Raw genomic sequence first — 17,534 nt, 5'->3', positions numbered from 1 at the left:
AAGCCTCGCTTGGAAGGTGCGCATGACAATAGCCGCTCGCTACAGGTTACTCCGGTCCGGCGTCAGACGCGTGGCCAGCGCCGCTTGGGTTCGCCTCGGCGTGATGGCGCTGGTCATCGCAAGCGTGGTGGATGTGGGGGCTGCACAGTCCACCCAACCCTCGATCAAATTGCCGATTTCATTTGCCGGGTTCGCTGATGATCCGCGGCTAGCGCCTCTTGCAACGGAATATTCGGCCGGTACACCTGCCTTTGATTCAGCGTCAGTCGCATACTTTCGGCTCGGGTCTGCAATTGTCAGGCAAGCGACCGAGTCCTATTCGATCCGCCGGGATTTCGGAGACCGAGTAGTTGAGGCGATCAACCGCGACATATTCTCAGATGGCAGCCGTTGGGATGGGAAGTGGGATACTAGTCAAATGATCGATGATCGCATCGTAATCGATGCGAGAGATCGTGCCTATACTATCATCACGCCGCGATACTCAAATCTCGATCATGCTGTTTTGCTTTACTCGCTGGACGGTATGCGCACATGGAGAGCTCTGCCACTACGCGGGAGGGCGGCCGCAATGGAGATGCCGGATGGGTTCAATTCTCACGACGGACCTCCGGCCATTCTGAGCCATGAAAACTATGGCACCAGAGCCGGCAAGCGGCTATGGCTGGAGCATTTCCATTTTGATCCGTCCGGGACTCTAGCTCCCGACTTTCCCGCTCAACTGGTGGCGAACGACAGCTTGCTTGTGATTAACCATTCAGGAGGGGCAAATTCGCTCATAACCCTCGGACAGAAGATCTTCATTGTGTACCCAAGCGCGACCCCCAAGGTACCCGGAGAGCCGGGCACCATGGTGTACATTCGAGAGTTCGACTTGCTTGGCAAGCGTTTCACTGGTGATTCGAAGTACCTTGGTCTGTCAGGCGATATCAGTCCGGTGCGGAACCTCATCCATGGGCCAGATCCCCATAATATTCCTGCCATTACCGCCGACAGGCGCGGCATACTGTACGTAATCTTCGGCGCGCATCAAGGTCTGTTCAAGTTGGCAATGTCGAGCGCCCCTGCGACCATACAAGCGGGATGGACACAACCTGAGGACTTCGGTGAAGTCGAATCAAACAAGAAGTACGGCAGATATTCCTATGCTTCGGCTCTGATGGATAAAGAGCAGAACCTCCATGTATTTGCTCGATCCGAAGGAGACTCCTATCACTACCAACTTGTGCAGCTGCTCAAGCCATTCGAACAGCCTTTCAAGCGTTGGGCAAACGGATTGATGCACCGCGTGATCGTGGAGCCGGGGCGCAGCTATTATGCTGCTTGGAGACAAAGGGCTGCTCTCGACCGAGCCGGAAATCTATATCTCCACTTCAAGTACTGGCCTAACGAGTTTACCGAGGCTGAAGTCAGTTCACTTCACCCCAAGGGCTCTGGCAAGGATTGCCGAGCTGGGAGATGCTTCTATGCTCAAGCCCCGGTCCTCTATCCGACTACGCTGCGCTCAGTGGATCATGGCGAGAGCTTTTCGATCTTTGAGCATGGACATTCGGCACAGGCCGATTCGCAGTCGAGCGAAGCAACGGATCCGAACTAAATCCGCAAGATATCATATCTCTTGCTGACGGGAATGGCGGCACGGTGATCATGAGGGTTTCGCTTGGCCGCCCAACCGCTCGAGTTTTGCTTGGGGTCGCGGCAAATGCTGTGGGCAAAGCATGGGTCTTGCTTATTCAGCTAGCTTCCGTGCCGATTCTCGTCTCCTCATGGGGAGCATCCGGTTACGGTGTCTGGCTTATGCTGACAGCCATACCAACTTACGTCGCGCTCAGCGATCTGGGTTTTGGGACTGCCGGTGGTGTCAATATGCTCCGCCGCGTGGCCGCGGGGGACCTTTCTGGAGCTCTCTGTGCTTTTCAGAGCGTCTGGTTGTTCATCAGTCTGATCTCGGTCGCGATCTTGGGGCTTGCTTCCGGGTTGTGGTTGGTCGCCAGAGATTTTTCGGGGCTGGCGGGCTGGCATGACGAGCGCCTGCCTGCTACTGCGCTCCTATTGGTTACGTATTCGCTAGTCGTTCTGCAGATGAACGTCATGAATATGGGTTTTAGAAGCATTGGGCACTATGCTCAAGGCACCTTTCTCCTGGACATAGTATCGCCGATCGAGCAAGCAACTGTTCTCGCCGCGGCGAGCTTCGGCGGAAGCTATCTTGCATGCGCATCACTAATGCTGATCGTGCGGGTTATTGGATTTATCTTCTATTATACCACGTTACGACGAGCGGCTGGATGGATCCGCTTTGGCTGGACCGAAGCTCGTGCATCTGAGGTTCGGTCGTTGGCGAAGCCGGCAATCGCGGCATTAAGTCTGCCCATATCATCGGCCCTCAGCATCCAAGGAACCGTTTTCTTTGTCGGACTGGCGGTTTCGCCTGCGGCCGCCGCTGTTCTCGGGACAATTCGAATGATGGCCAGGGTGCCGTTGCAAGTAGTGGGCTTGCTAACGCGGGCGGCACTTCCAGAAATTACCGTAGCGGAAGCGCATAAAGACAAGCTGTACGTGGACAGGCTCGTTTACCTCAATCTGACTGTATTCCTTTTGGTCACCATACCTTCTGCGGCTGCATTGATAGTGGCAGGGGATCGGCTCCTTTTCTGGATAGCCCGTGGACAAATGCATGCGAGCACAATTCTGTTCGTGGCTCTCACCGTCAACATGATCTTAAGTACCCTGTGGGGAACAGTCGGTTCTTTCCTGCTCGCGATCAACCAGCAACATCGGTTCGCTGCGGTCTATGCGGCCACATCAGCTGTAACTGCCGGCCTGGTATATTTGGCCGCAAGCAAGTTCGGGATCGAAGCTGCGGCGATCGCCTTGCTCCCCATGGATGTCATAGTGGCCTTCACCGTCCTTCACCACTGGTTCCGCGGATATCGGCGGTACGATTTCGCCGAGCACATGAGGGTGACCTGGCGGCTCGCGCGGGCCGTTAGCGTTAAACTGGCCCCAGGGCAAAGCTCATGAAAGAAGTCTTCGTGATCCTGAGCTTCTTCGTGATTTTGCGGCTCTCCGCCGAGCAGATTAGAGTGATCGGCCGTCTTGGCCAACTCGTCAAACGTCGCGCCTGTCTGGGACAGCGGCCATGAACGATGTAATCGTAGTCCTCGGCTTTTTCTCGGTTCTATCATTCACTATTCTTGAACTGCGAACTATTCGCGTCGACAGGTTAGGATTTTCAGATGGGATTTTGATCGGCGCGGTCTACTACGTCGTAATACCTCTATCGGTTGTGTTGCTAACGGGCGAGCTACGGGATCTCAATCTACACGTGCCGGCCTATGACCCATACGCCGATTTTGCCACAACCTTGAACCTCCTCCTTGGGCTGGCCGTCGTTCTCGCGCTTCACGTGATTGCCCGAATGCTACCAAGAAGGCGGCTTTCACCGCGTTCGATAGAAGTGGAGCGATTTTCATTTCGGATGTTTTTGAGCATCTTGTTAGGTTTGGAGGTCGCCAATTTTTTCATTTCCGGGAAGAGTAGCGGTGGGCATTGGGCGGATAATGCGGCTGCAGCATTTTCCCAGAACCCGATCGCGGTTTTTAGCTTGGGAATACAGAACTGCCTCCGGACGAGCGCATTCGGATATCTTATTTATCGCGTGGTTTGCGGAGATATGTCGCGATTTTCCGCGGCCCTATTGGGAGCTGTCGTCGTAACTGTCGATGTGGCGTTAACCTTTAATCGTATAACGGTCGCGTATTTTATAATGATGATTGCCGTGCTCTACCGGCACCGGTTAGCACTCCTCGCCATGGGCTTAGCGGTGCTGGCTCCAACGGTAACATATGCAAGTTCCGTATGGGCGGTGTTCCGCGGTATGGCTCTCTCTAGGGGAGTGAGCATCGAGAACATTCTATTGGCTCTGCAGACTGCTACCGCTGCTCAAAATGGAGAAGGCGGAGTATCAAAAACTTTGAATGCCTTCGCTGAGGCAAGCAATATTCTTGTGTTTAAGTTTCTGGTCGAAAACGTTCCGGATCACTTCTCGCCACTCTGGGGCCAGACCTTCTTGCTAAAGTCGTTTTCTTTTTTTATTCCCGCCTCCATATGGGAGGATAAGCCGAAGACGTTTGGCGTTTATTTAGGATATTATGTCGAATCGATCCAAGGGCTAGCGTTGAATTCAACGCTTTTCGGAGAGGCTTATGGCAACTTTTATACATTTTGGCCATTTGCTCTTCTTTTGATGCTCTTGCTTTTCGAGCTTCTGTTCAGGAGCGTGGCTCGTCTTTCCCCGTCTTACGCCTTTTTTGGCGCATTTATCGGGATCGCTTTGTGGCGCTTCGATATGACATTTGCTTTCATTTCGATGGTAGGCATAGGTTCGCTTCACATAAGCACTAAAATCGGTCGTCTCCTAATCAGCCGCGGGGGAAGAGCTTATCCAATGTTCCCAGCGGCGTCTGCGAAGAAAATGCAATCAAGACCAGGAGAAGGGTGTTGAAATGACGGACGCGTGTATTGCAGCCGAAGGCGTGCGCAAGCGTGTCGCCCTTATCTACGCTTTCTTCCCGCATTATCGCGCTCCGGTCATGAGGGCTCTGGCGACTAGTAATCGCTACGATTTTGAATTCTGGGGATCCACGACCGAAGTCGAAGGAATAAAACCATGTCCAAGTGATGACGTGGTTCACATTCGTCCACTGTCGTTTCGGAATAACAAAAGGGGGGGGCGGATTTCGGGATACTGGAAGCCCGTGTTTGACAGGAACGTTGGTGCCCTTATTGTTTTGGGGAATCCCAATCTAATCGATACTTGGTTCATCGCGATCGTAGGTCGGATTGTTGGGAAGAAGGTTCTCTTCTGGACTCATGGATGGCTCCGTCCAGAGCCCTACTTTAAGGCCTGGCTTCGTAACTTATACTTCGGTCTCGGCCAGCGTATTCTAACTTATGGCGAACGAGCAAAGCTACTTGCGATGAAGAGCGGCTTTGCGGGCGAAAAGATCTCGCCGATCTACAACTCGCTCGATTGGGACAAGGCGCGTTCGATCTTCGAGAAGTTGGAGCGGCAAGATCTATCGACGCTGCGAACTGAATTGGTTGGTCGCTCTGACCTTCCATTGCTGATTTGTACTGCTCGACTCACGAGCTTGTGCCGCTTCGACTTGTTGCTCGAAGCTTTGGCTAAGCTAGCTGCGAGCGGGAAAGAAACGCGACTCTTGCTTGTTGGAGATGGTCCTGAGCGTTCTCCACTTGAAGCTCAAGCGAAGCGGCTAAATCTATCGGTCGTTTTTACTGGGGCTCTGTATGATGAAGATAGGCTAGGAGCTATGATCTATGCTGCGGATTTGACGATCTCGCCTGGCAAGGTCGGCCTAACTGCGGTTCATAGTCTAATGTATGGAACGCCCGTCATTACGCACGATAACCCAGATGCGCAAATGCCGGAAGTCGAAGCAATTGTTCCGGGGGAAAGTGGATCTTTCTTTAAAGAGGGGGACGTGGAGGATTTGGTTCGAACAATTTCACATTGGCTCAATCGGGACATCGATCGGAAGTCAGTTAGGACGAAATGCCATCACGTCATTAGAACGAAATACAATCCTGTCACGCAGCGTCAGTTAATCGAAAATGCTCTTGATGTCGTATTTCAAGTCGGCTCTGCTCGTGCAGTCGGGGCGCGCGCAGGCAGCGCGACGTGACGCCATGTATCGACTTTCGAATTAATCGAAGAGACCCGCCTATCCGAAGGCTTCGAGCTTCAATAGACTGATGAGTTTTTCGATGGATAATTCCTGGTACCCTGAGGTTGAGTGGTTCGGGTTTGATCGAGTCGATGGGACTATTCAATTTTACACCTTCGTAAATAGTCTTTGTCGGCCAGATTATGTAGTTCTCGACTACGGCGCCGGCCGTGCCGAGTACTTGGAGGGCGACACATGTGCCTATCGTCGCAATCTGCACAACCTGAAAGGCCGCGTGAAAAAGCTCATCGGCGTAGACATGGATGACGTGGTGCTTCTTAACGAGAGCCTTGATGAGGCCTATCTTCTTGGCGAAGAGGGAGCCATCCCACTCCCCGACGAATCGATAGACTTAATTGTCTCGGACTGGGTCTTCGAACACATTGAAGCCCCTGCGAAGGTTGCGGCGGAGTTTAGGCGCGTTTTAAAGCCGGGCGGTTATGTTTGCGCACGAACACCCAACCGAAGCGGATATATTGCGCTATCGGCCAGGTTGATTCCAGAGCGTCTACACAGCTTGGTGTTGCGTATAGTTCAACCAAAGCGGAAGGAGCAGGACGTTTTTCCAAAATTTTATCGCTTGAACTCGCGGTTGGCGGTGGGGAGGGCGTTTCCGGCGGGGCAGTTTGACGCGCTGACGTTCTGTACGGATGCCTCCCTCAGCTATGCTGGGCGGAGCAAGCTACTTTCATCGCTGTTCAAGGTTCTGCACTGGCTATCTCCAGAGCCGATGAAAAGTGTGAGATTGATCTTCGCTCGTAAGACAGTTGGAGCTTAATGCAATCTGTCTGACGGGTCTTCGCTAAACTAGAAGTGTCCAGTTGGCGGTGGGGAGCTGTTCCCTCTGAGCCAGGCTCGCAAATATTGAGTAAATTGGAAGGCAATCGTATCGTGCGCGTTTTGCAGATCATCGCATCATCTAATCCGAAGTCGGGCGGGGTTATTGAAGGTGTTCTGCAGACGTCACGTCTTATGCGCGAGTTTGACGTTCAATCAGAGATTGTATGTTTTGATCCGCCGAATTCGGACTGGCTCGATCTGCTTGATGTTAAAACCTACGCGCTGGGCCGTTTGACCGACATATACGAATACGCCCCAGCGGCGATCCCATGGCTTAGGCAACATGTGAGAAAATATGATGCGGTGATCGTAAATGGTCTGTGGAACTACTCGGCCCGCGCCGCATACGTCGTGCTGAGGGAGTGCCATGTGCCATATTTCGTTTTTCCGCATGGAATGATGGACCCGTGGTTTCGGAAAAATTATCCCCTGAAGCATTGCGTGAAGCAACTCTTGTGGTTTTTTAGCGAAGGGCCGCTTCTCGCCAACGCAAATGCTGTTCTGTTCACGACCGACGAGGAGCGGCGACTGGCTCGAGGGGAGTTCTTTTGCCAGAAGTACCGTGAGTTCGTGGTGGGCTACGGGACTACTCGTCCGTCTCATATTGAGAGTTTGGATGGAAATAGCTTTCATAGGCGATTGCCCGCGCTCGGCAGTCGGCGCTTTCTGTTGTTTTTGGGTCGCATCCATCCAAAGAAGGGTTGCGACCTTCTGCTGTCTGCCTTTGCCTCATTATCGGATGAGTATCGAGACGTTGACCTGGTCATTGCGGGGCCCGATCAAGTGGGGCTTCAGAACGAATTGATGCAGATGGCCGAAGCTCGAGGAATAGCGGATCGTATTCATTGGCCGGGAGTGCTCCTGGGCGATGCAAAATGGGAGGTGTACCGCGCTGCCGACGCGTTTATCTTGCCCTCCCATCAGGAGAACTTTGGCATCGTCGTTGCGGAGGCGCTCGCGTGCGATACGCCAGTTTTGATAACGAACAAGGTTAACATCTGGCGTGAGGTGCAAGCCAGCGGTGCCGGTCTGGTAGACGATGACGACGAGGCAGGCATAGCCAGATTGCTAAGGACGTATCTGGAATTGCCGTCTGAGCAAGTACACGCCATGCGCAGCGCGGCGCGGCGATGTTTCGATACTCACTTCGACGCCCGTTCGGTAAGTCGAACGTTGGTTGACATGATTTCAGAAGCGGTGGCCGCATGTCGGAAATCCTGAAAGCGGTCGAAACAAATCCCCGCGAGGGTGGGGCGACTTTCACGCTGAAGAACCGTTTCGAGCGGCTGATTTGGAGCATTGTCTGGAATGGCTTCGGAATATGGACTCCTGTCCCCTTTCATGCTTGGCGCAGGGTCTTGGTGCGAACCTTTGGCGGCAAGATCGCACCTACCGCGAAGATCTATCCAGGAGTGAGAATTTGGCATCCACGCAATCTCGAACTTCAACCGTTTTCGTGTCTGGGGCGCGGCGTAAATTGCTATTCGATGGATCGAATCATCCTCGAGCCGTATTCCCTCGTCTCACAGGGAGCTCATTTATGTTGCGGCTCGCACGACGTCGACGATCCGGATTTCCAGTTGTTCGCAGCAACGATTCGTATTGAACGAAATGCGTGGGTAGCTGCCGAAGCCTTTGTCGGACCCGGCGTCGTCGTTGGTGAGGGGGCCGTCCTCGGGGCGCGGGCAGTAACCGTTAAGAGTTTGCTGCCGTGGACGATCTATGCAGGGAATCCTGCACGGCCCTTGAGGGAGCGTCATCATTCTCCCGATTCCCGGCGGGTTGAGGGAGGAGATTGATGTACGATCACAAGCAATCATTGAAGGAAGTCGTGCGACACCTCCTGTTTCGATGCGGTCTGATCGAAACGTGGGACAAGGTTAGAAACCGTCGCGGCAGGTTCACTGCCTACATGCGATCGAAAGACATGGGGGACGTCTTCTCTCAGATCTATTCCAAGAATGTCTGGGTTGAGGCGAATGGTCAGGAAAGCCTGTCGGGTGTTGGCTCCACCGCCCACGCGGCCGAGAAGGTTATTCAGAGCTTGTCGGATTTTTTGAGGCAAATCGAGTGTCGTCAACTCGTCGACATCGGGTGTGGCGATTTCAATTGGATGCAGGCAGTGGAGGGGGACTTCAACTACCTTGGCATTGATGTCGTGCCTAGCGTGATCAAGACGAACATTGCAAGGTTCGGAGGTGATCGCCGACGCTTCTTGTGTACGGATGCAACGCAGAATTCAATTGAATCGGGCGATGTGGCCATCTGCCGAGAAGTATTGTTTCATCTTTCGTTCGTCGATGCTCAGCGGCTGATTGCCAATATTAAACGGGCCGGCTTCAAGTATATCATTCTGACGTCTGATAAATCGATCTGGTTTAACTCAGACATTCGCAATGGTGATTTCAGGAGAATAAATCTCGAGCGGTCTCCCTTCAACTTTCCAAGCCCGATCCAGGAATTGAGGGATGACAGAGTCGCTGAAGGCCGGGTATTGGCCATTTGGCGAGCGGATTCGATCCCCGGCTGATTTACACCCCTGCAAGCAGTTACTTTTTCGAGGCGCGTTACATCTTCTGCAATTTCACCCAGAGCGAGGCGCCGAGCTTTTCGCGCTGGCGATAGGCTGCAAGCCAATGGGGCAGCTGCGGAAGAATTCTCGCAAGCATCGCGGCAATCTCCAGGAGTGTCCGTGCGGTGCCGCGTCGCATGCCTCTGACCTAGCAAAGTAGGGCTTCTGGCACCTCCTGAGCGCTCCTAAGGTGGCCATATGTGAGACGCCAGTTGGGCATTTATCTGTGAATTTCCTTCTATTGCAATAAAATGCTGCGCTGCTCAATGCCGAATGCGAGGCCTTTCGATAGTGGCGCTGGACGCAATGCGGGACAACCCCACAGCTGAACACTCCAAACTAAAAACCGGCAGATGATTTGACTTGCAGTGCTCTCTTAAACTCAGAGTTCGGATGGCCGACCGCCGTCGGCAGATTGATCGCAAAGGTCCTCGATCGCCGGCGTCCAATTATGCAGCGTAGTCTGATGTGTCGGCTCGCTGCAAGGAGCTCCAGTAGAGCCAATCTAGCTGCGTCCAGTCGGCCCGAAGGCTTTGGGGCGGTGCTGACCGCGACTCCGCAAGGTTGACGCGGTAGTCCTCAATTTATCTGCTTCCGACGCCTTGGTCCGCGTGGCGCGGCAATCGATTTAGGAGAGAAAAAATCAAAAATATTGTTCATTTTTGGATTGAAACGACTAGCGACTGATAATAAGGTGTAGACCATTAATGGAGTGTTAACCATTACATCAAGTTCACACATTGTGTTATGAGGAGCTATCTATGGCGACGACCCCACTGATTGGCACGAGCGGCGACGACAGGCTTGTTGGCGGAGCAGATCAGAACATATCTGGCGGTGACGGTAACGATGTTATCATTGGAGGGTCTGGGCACAATATTGTCCTGAGTGGCGGTGCAGGTAACGATACGATTATTGCGGGAGCCGATGGCGATATTATCCGCGACAGCATTGGTAACAATACTGTTGTCGGGGGCGCTGGGAATGACAACATTTCGCTCGGCGCGGGCAACGATACAGTGAGAGCCGGAGCCGGAAGTGATTTCATTGCTGGAGGTGACGGCAATGACAATCTTGGTGGCGGTGCTGGTGCTGATCTGTTCTACTACGACTTCTCTAACGGCCAGCACACTGGTGGCGACAAGTTGGTAGACTTCGTGGCCGATGAGGACAAGATCGTCCTCAATGATTACAACGGCCAGGATATTACGCTTCGTTCGGTGGCCGACTTCCAGGACTTCATTCACGATCTGCTGAACGATTCGAGCAGCACGACTTTCGCGCGTGCTGTCGGAAATGATCTCGCCATCAATCTCGAAGGTAAGAGCTCGATCATGCTTATCGGTCATGCCGACTGGCTGAATGGCGTGACCTGAGCGTCGCCGCCCGCAGATGCATTGAGAAGTTCACGTGCCAGTGCACTTCCACTGGCGCGTGAAGTTTCTAATGGTTACGTGAGCCGGTTTGCCGCTCAATCTGTGCCATTAACCTACCCCGAAGAAGGCCGGACTTTTGGGGTGGATTTGCTGTAAGCGATATTTTTCACCGGTGAAATATTGATGTCTCGTGTCAGGCAGTTGAAAACGGCATCTCCGGCCAAACTTTTCCTGCGGCGGAGTCGAAGGGCATTTTTCGCCGTCGGGCTATTCAGCTGCTTCATTAACTTGCTCATGTTGACGGGATCGTTCTTCATGTTGCAGGTTTACGATCGCGTTTTGCCGAGCCGGAGTGCGTCGACGCTCGTTGCCCTCGGTGTGCTTGTAACCCTCCTCTATATCTTCCAGGGACTTCTTGAGGCCACTCGCAGTCGAATCTTTGTGAGGCTCGCCCGCTCCTTTGACTTGGACCTCAGCCGGACGATTGTTGAAGTTCTGTTCGAGACTTCGCGGGCGAGCCGGCTCAACGGCGACGGATTGCAGCCTCTTAGAGATTTGGATCAGGTCAGGAGTTTTCTATCGAGCGCCGGGCCAGCGGCGCTGTTCGACCTGCCTTGGATGCCCCTATATCTCGGGCTTTGCTTTGCGTTCCACGTATGGATCGGGGCCGCGGCGCTGATCGGCGCAATCATTTTGATCCTGCTGACCGCAGCTAGCGGCATGCTCACCAGCCGGCCAACAACAGCTACTGTGATCGCTGGTTCGGCGCGGATTGGCTTTGCAGGGATGGGAGTGCGCCATGCGGAAACATTGCACGCACTAGGAATGACCGGTCGGGTCATCGCAAGATGGCAAGAACGAAATCTGACGTATCTGAATGCTCATCAGGAGGCCGCTGATATTTTGGCCGGGTTTGGCGCCGCCGGCCGTGCATTTCGTATGCTCCTGCAGTCTGCGATTCTGGGGCTCGGCGCATTTCTGGTGATTCATCAGGAAGCGACAGCGGGCGTGATCATCGCAAGTTCGATTCTGACTGCGAGGGCGTTGGCGCCCGTCGAACTGACGATAGCTCATTGGAAAGGTTTGCTGGCTGCCAGGCAGGGCTGGCTGAGTTTGCAAGCCATGCTGGCCAATCATGATACCGCCGCCAAGGCGCCGGTCTTGCTACCCGCGCCGAAGTCCACTCTGTCTCTTGAAGGGGTGGCAGTTCGTCCATCAGGTGATCTTAAGGTGGTCGTTGCGGACGTCAGCTTCTCCCTTCATGCGGGTCAAGGGCTGGGCATCATCGGGCCTAGCGGATCCGGCAAGTCGTCGCTGGCACGAGCGATCGTGGGCGTCTGGCCCGCGTTTCGCGGCTCAGTTCGGCTCGACGGAGCCTCGATCGACCAATGGAACATTGATGAGCTCGGACGGCACATTGGCTACGTCCCGCAGTCGGTCGATCTTCTTGCGGGCACGATCGCGGAGAACATCGCGAGATTCCGGGATGGTGTCGAGGACTGGATGGTGATCGATGCAGCGAAGGCAGCGGACGTACACGAGATGATCGTCCGGCTGCCGAGTGGTTATAACACTGTCATTGGAGAGGGCGGTGTCGGTTTATCCGCCGGCCAACGACAGCGCATCGGGCTAGCACGAGCGCTTTTTGGCAACCCTTGGCTGGTGGTTCTCGATGAACCGAATTCGAATCTGGACGCTGAAGGTGAGCAGGCTCTTACGAAAGCCATTCTAGAGGTGCGACAGCGCAAAGGCGTCGTCGTCGTGATAGCTCACCGGCCCTCCGCTCTGGTCGCCGTTGATCATATCCTGGCCTTATCCGAAGGAGTTGTGCAGGCATTCGGTCCTAAGGAGGCGGTACTCAAGAGGATCACCCGACCTGCCTCGATAGGTCCTGCTGGACTCAAAGTCGTCGACGCGGGTGTTGCACCGTGAAACGCAGTGAGAACGAAGCTGAAGTAAGTCTCCGCCAGCATATTGTCTTCGGTTGCGTGCTGCTGGTTCTCCTTGTCGGTGGCGCTGGCGGGTGGGCTGCTACCACCGAAATTTCAGGAGCAGTTGTTGCCTCCGGTTCACTGGTAGTCGAAAGTAGTGTCAAGAAGGTCCAGAATCCGGTCGGTGGAACTGTGAGCGAGTTGAAGGTGCGGGATGGAGACCATGTCGTCGTCGGCCAAACTCTCTTACGCCTTGACGAAACTCTGAATCGCGCGAATCTGACGGCTGTTACCAAGAATCTGAATGAGCTTAGGGTTCGACAACTGCGGCTTGATGCAGAGCGGCGCGGAGAGACGGCGCTGGAGTTTCCTGGTGCACTCCCCCAGTCTGCAAACGACGATATTTTGCGGATAATCTCAAGTGAACGCAAGCTGTTCGAAGTTAGGCTCAATGCGCGCCTTGGCAAGAAAGCTCAGCTACGCGAGCAAATCGGCCAGCTTCGACAGCAAGCGCGGGGATTCTCTGATCAGTCCACGTCCAAGGCAAAGGAGATCGAGCTGATTGCCAAGGAGCTCGCTGGTGTTCGCGAGCTCTGGCAGCAACACCTAGTACCGATTTCTCGTGTTACGTCGCTGGAGAGGCAAGCCGTAAGTCTTGATGGCGAGCGGAATCAGCTGCTTACGAGCGCGGCCCAGACCAATGGAAAGATCAACGAGACTGAGTTACAGATTATTCAAATTGATGAGGATCTTCGCACTGAAGTTGCAAAAGAGCTGCGCGATGTCCAAGCTCAAATTGAACAGCTGACCGAAAAGGAGATCGCTGCTAAAGATCAGCTCAGTAGAACTGATATTCGTGCACCGCAGGATGGCATCGTGCAGCAGCTCGCAGTCCATACCGCTGGCGAGGTTATAAGCGCAGGCGAGCCGATCATGCTGATCGTGCCGCAAACCGATGAGCTGCGCGCCGAAGTGAAAGTGCCTCCTCAGCACATTGATCAGCTTGCAACCGGGCAACTGGCGTCTGTCCGCTTCCCTGCGTTCGATCAAAGGACCACACCTGAGCTGGATGGCGTACTAAGCCGAGTTTCCGCCGATACGATCCAAGATCCCAAGACCGGAGCGCCTTATTATCTCGCCCGAGTTAGCATATCAGAAAAGGAGCTCGAACGCTTAGGAGCGCTCAAGCTGGTTCCCGGGATGCCTGTGGATGTGTTCGTGCGCACGTCTGAGCGGACAGTTATTTCGTATCTGATAAAGCCATTCCGGGACCAGATTGTTCGAGCCTTCCGCGAGAGATAAGCTCCCGAAGCATAGCCGTTCTGCCGGCTATCAACGGTCGACGTTGTCAGCCATCTTCCACGCCATTTCGTCTTGTCGGCAATACTTGGAGAGTCAGCCGTTGGAGTTGTTGAATCAGACTACCCAAGTTTTTTTTCGTTCCCTCGCGCTAACGACGACCCGTATGATTTGTAGTGGATGCTCGGAGGTTCATTTCCTTGGACACGCTTAGAAAAATCTCTCATCGTCTGCGCTGCGCGTATTTTGCTCCCAGAATCAAAATTGAACCTGGCGTCGCGAAAATCGTTCGACTGGGGTCTCGCTACGGAGGCTGGATACTCGAGGATTCGCCAGATCTTCACGGCGCAACCATTGTCAGTTGCGGGTTAGGCGAAGACGCCAGCTTTGACTGTGAATTCGCAGCCAAGTATAGCGCTACGGTTATTATTGTGGATCCCACACCTAGAGCGGTTGCGCACTTCACAGCGATCCAGGCCGAAATGGGCCGCGAAAATCGAACTGCATATGTCGACGGAGGAAAGCAACCTATATCCGCATATCCACTTTCTCGCCTGAGCGCGGATATGCTCCGCCTTGAGCCGTCTGCTCTATGGACAGAGAACACCGTATTAAAGTTCTTCGCGCCTCCCAATCCTGCTCACGTCAGCCATTCGATTATCAATTTTCAGAACAATTATGCGACAAACACAGATCACATTGAAGTTCCTAGTGTGACCCTCGATCAGCTTGTCGCAAAGTACAACCTCACTGATTTGCCACTTTTAAAGTTGGATATCGAAGGAGCGGAAGTTGATGTTCTCCTCAAGATGACGACAACTAACGTGCGACCTAGGCAGGTCCTAGTCGAGTTTGACGAGATGCTGTTCCCGTCATCGCGCGGAAAAGAGCGAGCGGAGTCTGTCGATCAAGCGCTTCGTTCCGCGGGCTACACCTGTCGATACAAGGACGGACCGGCCAATTTCCTGTATGTTCGAGACGGATCTTAACGCTGACTGCCTACTTGTGCATTGTAAGATCGATTGGAGGTGCAGCCTACTCCTCGGCTGAACTGCTGCCGGTTTGATGGACACCGAGATTAGGTGTTTCATGGAGCCGGAGGTGGGCGATGAAGAGACGAAAGTTCAGTCGCGAATTCAAGATTGAAGGGGTCAAGCTGGTCCGGGAACGCGGGGTGTCGGTGGCGCAGGCGGGCCGCGACCTGGACGTTATGAGAATGTTTTGCGCAAATGGGTGAAGGAGTTCGGCGCCGACCCTGTGCAGGCCTTTCCCGGCCACGGCCAGATGAGGCCGGAGCAGTAAGAGATCGAGCGGCTGCGCCGTAACGTCGCTAAGCTGAAGGCAGAGCGGGACATCCTAAAAAAGGCCGCAGCCTTCTTCGCGAAGGAAGCGACGTGAAGTTCATCTTCATCGTGAAGCACCGCACGATCTGGCCGGTGGCATGGCTATGCGATGCGCTGGGGTATCGCGGTCGGGCTTCCATTCCTGGCTGAACCGCTCTCCCAACGCCAGATCCCGCAGCGACGAGGAACTCGGCGGCAAGGTCAAGGCCAGCTTCATGGCGAACGACCGCACCTACGGCGCGCGCCGGGTGTGGCGAGATCTGCTCGCCGATGGGGCGGACTGTGGCCTGCACCAGATCGAACGGCTGATGCGCCTGCAAGGCTTGCGGGCACGTCCGCGACGTCGGCGCCTGCCGAAGGATAGTGGCGATCGACAACTCGAGACGGTGCCGGCGAACCTCCTTGACCGGCAGTTCGTTGCCGAGCGGCCGAACCAGAAGTGGATCGCCGGCTTTACGTATCTCTGGACGGCGGAGGGCTGGCTCTACGTCGCAGCAGTGATCGACCTGTTCTCACGTCGGGTGGTGGGTTGGTCGATGAGCGCCGCCATGACAGCTCAGTTGGTGACCGATGCTCTGCTGATGGCTGTCTGGCGCCGCGGCAATCCGGAAGTACTGTTGCACCACTCCGACCAAGGCAGTCAGTACACCAGCGAGCAGTACCAGCGTTTGATGGCCGACCCCGGCATCATCTGCAGCATGAGCGGTTTCGGCAACGTCTGGATAACGCGGCGATGGAGAGCTTCTTCTCGTCGCTCAAGACCGAACGGACGGAGGGCAATCCTACAGGACCAGAGACGAGGCACGAGCCGACGTGTTCGACTACATCGAAAGATTCTACAACACGACCCGCAGGCACTCGACCATCGGTTATCTCAGACCAGTTGAGTTAGAGCGCAAGGTGGGATTAGCTTAACTCAGTGTCGATCAAACCGGCAGCAGCTCACAGCGAGAAAGCCGAGTATGACCTATTTTTCATGGCCGCTCCGCGCATCGGCAACACCATCTTAGTCTCCGGACCAGCTTCTCCGACGGATGCAAGTCCGCCGTCACCGAGGTGCTACATAGGCCGGGCACTCCCGATCACCGCCGCAGCTGTTCATTTTCTGCGTGCTTGAGTCGAAATGCAGGGGAGTTGGGTAGGAAGGCGATCCGTGAAAATTCATTCACCTGCTGCTTCAGTACTCGCCGTTTTGCTGCTGATCTTCGCCACCAATTGCGTTGATGCCTTCAACTATAAGTATGTCGGCGACCGTAGCGATGGGTACGACAAGAGAATCAACGGCGGCAAAGGCTAGTGTCATGTGTGACTGCAGCAAACGGCAGGCGCGGCTCAATGTTCAGTGTCCCGCTATAACCTGCTCTTCTCGTGCTGAGTCGTGCCGGAGGAGGAACAGTCTTAAGCAAAGTACCGCTTCGAGATGCGAACCAGCCCGTTTGGCTTGCCTTCAAACCGGTATTTTCGTGGCGCTATCCGGCTAAAGGCGCGCCGTTGATCTGAGGGAATGATGAAGGCAACTCGCCCGATCTATCTGTACTCGCACGCTTGAAGAGAGTGGACGTCTGTTTTTGGCCCGTAGCTAAGCTTCACGGCGATGCCTGTTTAGGGCCGCTTGTGAAAGATTGAACGAGCAAGGCTCCGCCTCGGCGCGGGCCAGTCAGGTTTCTGTAAACGAGGCTTAGTTTCGGCGCTATCAAGCATCCTCGCCGCTCAAGTGCGATGCACCCCCTTTCTGCATCTACCTGTCGGCCCCTGCTGGACGATGGACCTGAAGTAGTCCTGATCCACCCCTGTAACGATCCTGATCATCTCCTGTTCTTAATCCTGTCACTGGCGCCCCCCGCGCGCTGCGGGTGGCTCATAAGCCGCTCAGATGTGGGCGCTTTCTCCTGCATGGAGCCCGCCGGTGATCCTTCCGCGCGCATCGATCAGGCGGATCAGGCGGATCAGGCGCATCCGGACGTGAGCTCCCTCTTCGAGCCCTCTTACTGCCCAGCGAGATCGCCTCATCAACTCATAGAAAAACCGCCGCTGCTGACGCTCGGCATTGCGGCGGTTTGTGGGTGATGCGCTTGAGTGTTGGCGAAGCGCTCCCGCGCGTCACCGCACGTACCAATATCCCCACCAGCGCTGGGACACCGGCCGGGCCTGCGCCTTCAGGGCGGCGACTTCCTCGACCGGGCGAAGCTGGGGACCATAGATCGCGGGCGGGTAGACGTCATCCCACAGCACAACGCCGCCCTGGACGGCGGCTGCCCGGTGCGACGGAGCAAGCGCGAGTTCGGCGGCCGGCGCAACCGAGGTGGTCACGGCGAGGCCAAGAGCAGCCAGGGCAATCGATGGAATAACAGCGCGGAAGTTCATTGGATTGAATCCCTCGTAAAATGCGATGCCAAATAATGCGACGGGTTCCGGACGGTTGC

The 17,534-nt window shown here is 54.8% G+C and carries 18 protein-coding genes and 1 pseudogene; 17 read left to right on the top strand and 2 right to left on the bottom strand.

All coding sequences use genetic code 11. The features are described 5' to 3' along the window. Positions 1-70: 70 nt before the first annotated feature. From DCM80_RS03070 to DCM80_RS03025, 10 genes are all read left to right on the top strand, one after another. A complete protein-coding gene (locus DCM80_RS03070; protein ID WP_257195694.1) occupies positions 71-1,597 on the top strand; it encodes a BNR-4 repeat-containing protein in 1,527 nt (508 codons plus the stop codon). A 44-nt stretch (positions 1,598-1,641) separates the two neighbouring features. Continuing rightward, positions 1,642-3,024: a lipopolysaccharide biosynthesis protein gene (locus DCM80_RS03065; RefSeq protein ID WP_257195693.1), complete on the top strand. Its 1,383-nt coding sequence runs from the start codon at positions 1,642-1,644 to the stop codon at positions 3,022-3,024. After that, a complete protein-coding gene (locus tag DCM80_RS03060) occupies positions 3,021-3,146 on the top strand; it encodes a hypothetical protein (protein WP_257195692.1) in 126 nt (41 codons plus the stop codon). The genes DCM80_RS03065 and DCM80_RS03060 overlap by 4 nt, the downstream gene beginning before the upstream one ends. Beyond that, complete coding sequence (locus DCM80_RS03055) at positions 3,143-4,507, top strand: hypothetical protein (protein ID WP_257195691.1); 1,365 nt, start codon at positions 3,143-3,145, stop codon at positions 4,505-4,507. Before DCM80_RS03060 ends, DCM80_RS03055 begins: the two co-directional genes overlap by 4 nt. Position 4,508: 1 nt before the next feature. Beyond that, positions 4,509-5,708, top strand: a complete 1,200-nt coding sequence (locus tag DCM80_RS03050; RefSeq protein WP_257195690.1) for a glycosyltransferase — start codon at positions 4,509-4,511, stop codon at positions 5,706-5,708. 82 nt (positions 5,709-5,790) lie between these two features. Next, positions 5,791-6,528, top strand: a complete 738-nt coding sequence (locus tag DCM80_RS03045) for a class I SAM-dependent methyltransferase (RefSeq protein WP_257195689.1) — start codon at positions 5,791-5,793, stop codon at positions 6,526-6,528. Positions 6,529-6,614: 86 nt separating this feature from the next. After that, a complete protein-coding gene (locus DCM80_RS03040; protein ID WP_257195688.1) occupies positions 6,615-7,811 on the top strand; it encodes a glycosyltransferase in 1,197 nt (398 codons plus the stop codon). Further along, positions 7,796-8,389, top strand: a complete 594-nt coding sequence (locus tag DCM80_RS03035; protein ID WP_257195687.1) for a putative colanic acid biosynthesis acetyltransferase — start codon at positions 7,796-7,798, stop codon at positions 8,387-8,389. Before DCM80_RS03040 ends, DCM80_RS03035 begins: the two co-directional genes overlap by 16 nt. After that, positions 8,389-9,120, top strand: a complete 732-nt coding sequence (locus tag DCM80_RS03030; RefSeq protein ID WP_257195686.1) for a class I SAM-dependent methyltransferase — start codon at positions 8,389-8,391, stop codon at positions 9,118-9,120. Before DCM80_RS03035 ends, DCM80_RS03030 begins: the two co-directional genes overlap by 1 nt. Before the next feature lie 803 nt (positions 9,121-9,923). Further along, positions 9,924-10,538 (top strand): calcium-binding protein, encoded by a 615-nt coding sequence (locus DCM80_RS03025; RefSeq protein ID WP_257195685.1) that lies wholly within the window; start codon positions 9,924-9,926, stop codon positions 10,536-10,538. Between the two features lie 113 nt (positions 10,539-10,651). Here DCM80_RS03025 and DCM80_RS03020 read toward each other — a convergent pair whose 3' ends face one another. Next, positions 10,652-10,855, bottom strand: coding sequence for a hypothetical protein (locus DCM80_RS03020; protein WP_257198128.1), 204 nt, complete (start codon positions 10,853-10,855; stop codon positions 10,652-10,654). Here DCM80_RS03020 and DCM80_RS03015 point away from each other — a divergent pair. The 7 genes and pseudogenes from DCM80_RS03015 to DCM80_RS02990 all read left to right on the top strand — a co-directional run bounded on the left by DCM80_RS03015 (position 10,770) and on the right by DCM80_RS02990 (position 16,408). Beyond that, positions 10,770-12,470: a type I secretion system permease/ATPase gene (locus tag DCM80_RS03015; protein WP_257197862.1), complete on the top strand. Its 1,701-nt coding sequence runs from the start codon at positions 10,770-10,772 to the stop codon at positions 12,468-12,470. The two genes, DCM80_RS03020 and DCM80_RS03015, sit on opposite strands and share 86 nt — an antisense overlap. Beyond that, entirely contained in the window at positions 12,467-13,771 is a 1,305-nt protein-coding gene (locus tag DCM80_RS03010; protein WP_257195684.1) for an HlyD family type I secretion periplasmic adaptor subunit, read from the top strand. The genes DCM80_RS03015 and DCM80_RS03010 overlap by 4 nt, the downstream gene beginning before the upstream one ends. A 197-nt stretch (positions 13,772-13,968) precedes the next feature. Then, positions 13,969-14,757: an FkbM family methyltransferase gene (locus DCM80_RS03005; RefSeq protein ID WP_257195683.1), complete on the top strand. Its 789-nt coding sequence runs from the start codon at positions 13,969-13,971 to the stop codon at positions 14,755-14,757. A gap of 119 nt (positions 14,758-14,876) precedes the next feature. Further along, positions 14,877-15,005 (top strand): transposase, encoded by a 129-nt coding sequence (locus tag DCM80_RS31275; RefSeq protein ID WP_274069661.1) that lies wholly within the window; start codon positions 14,877-14,879, stop codon positions 15,003-15,005. Positions 15,006-15,209: 204 nt separating this feature from the next. Next, positions 15,210-15,773: pseudogene (locus DCM80_RS03000) on the top strand (IS3 family transposase); the annotation flags it as partial. 151 nt (positions 15,774-15,924) lie between these two features. After that, positions 15,925-16,026 (top strand): IS3 family transposase, encoded by a 102-nt coding sequence (locus DCM80_RS02995; protein ID WP_257195682.1) that lies wholly within the window; start codon positions 15,925-15,927, stop codon positions 16,024-16,026. A 238-nt stretch (positions 16,027-16,264) separates the two neighbouring features. Continuing rightward, positions 16,265-16,408, top strand: coding sequence for a hypothetical protein (locus DCM80_RS02990; RefSeq protein WP_257195681.1), 144 nt, complete (start codon positions 16,265-16,267; stop codon positions 16,406-16,408). A gap of 803 nt (positions 16,409-17,211) precedes the next feature. Here the strand turns inward: DCM80_RS02990 and DCM80_RS02985 are convergent. Then, the gene (locus DCM80_RS02985) at positions 17,212-17,475 is read right to left on the bottom strand and encodes a hypothetical protein (protein WP_257195680.1); all 264 of its coding nucleotides are present in this window, start codon (positions 17,473-17,475) and stop codon (positions 17,212-17,214) included. Positions 17,476-17,534 lie beyond the last annotated feature (59 nt).

This window comes from Bradyrhizobium sp. WBOS08 (assembly GCF_024585125.1).
Classification (GTDB): Bacteria; Pseudomonadota; Alphaproteobacteria; order Rhizobiales; family Xanthobacteraceae; genus Bradyrhizobium; species Bradyrhizobium japonicum_B.
The sequence above is the reverse complement of the archived record's forward strand: the minus strand, read 5'-3'. Positions and strand labels throughout refer to the sequence as shown.

Excerpts from the sequence above, each read along its gene's own strand:
- DCM80_RS03060 (WP_257195692.1), top strand. The coding sequence starts at position 3,021 with ATGAAAGAAGTCTTCGTGATCCTGAGCTTCTTCGTGATTTTGCGGCTC.
- DCM80_RS03055 (WP_257195691.1), top strand. The coding sequence starts at position 3,143 with ATGAACGATGTAATCGTAGTCCTCGGCTTTTTCTCGGTTCTATCATTC.
- DCM80_RS03050 (WP_257195690.1), top strand. The coding sequence starts at position 4,509 with ATGACGGACGCGTGTATTGCAGCCGAAGGCGTGCGCAAGCGTGTCGCC.
- DCM80_RS03045 (WP_257195689.1), top strand. The coding sequence starts at position 5,791 with ATGGATAATTCCTGGTACCCTGAGGTTGAGTGGTTCGGGTTTGATCGA.
- DCM80_RS03035 (WP_257195687.1), top strand. The coding sequence starts at position 7,796 with ATGTCGGAAATCCTGAAAGCGGTCGAAACAAATCCCCGCGAGGGTGGG.
- DCM80_RS03030 (WP_257195686.1), top strand. The coding sequence starts at position 8,389 with ATGTACGATCACAAGCAATCATTGAAGGAAGTCGTGCGACACCTCCTG.
- DCM80_RS03025 (WP_257195685.1), top strand. The coding sequence starts at position 9,924 with ATGGCGACGACCCCACTGATTGGCACGAGCGGCGACGACAGGCTTGTT.
- DCM80_RS03020 (WP_257198128.1), bottom strand. The coding sequence starts at position 10,855 with ATGAAGAACGATCCCGTCAACATGAGCAAGTTAATGAAGCAGCTGAAT.
- DCM80_RS31275 (WP_274069661.1), top strand. The coding sequence starts at position 14,877 with ATGAAGAGACGAAAGTTCAGTCGCGAATTCAAGATTGAAGGGGTCAAG.
- DCM80_RS02985 (WP_257195680.1), bottom strand. The coding sequence starts at position 17,475 with ATGAACTTCCGCGCTGTTATTCCATCGATTGCCCTGGCTGCTCTTGGC.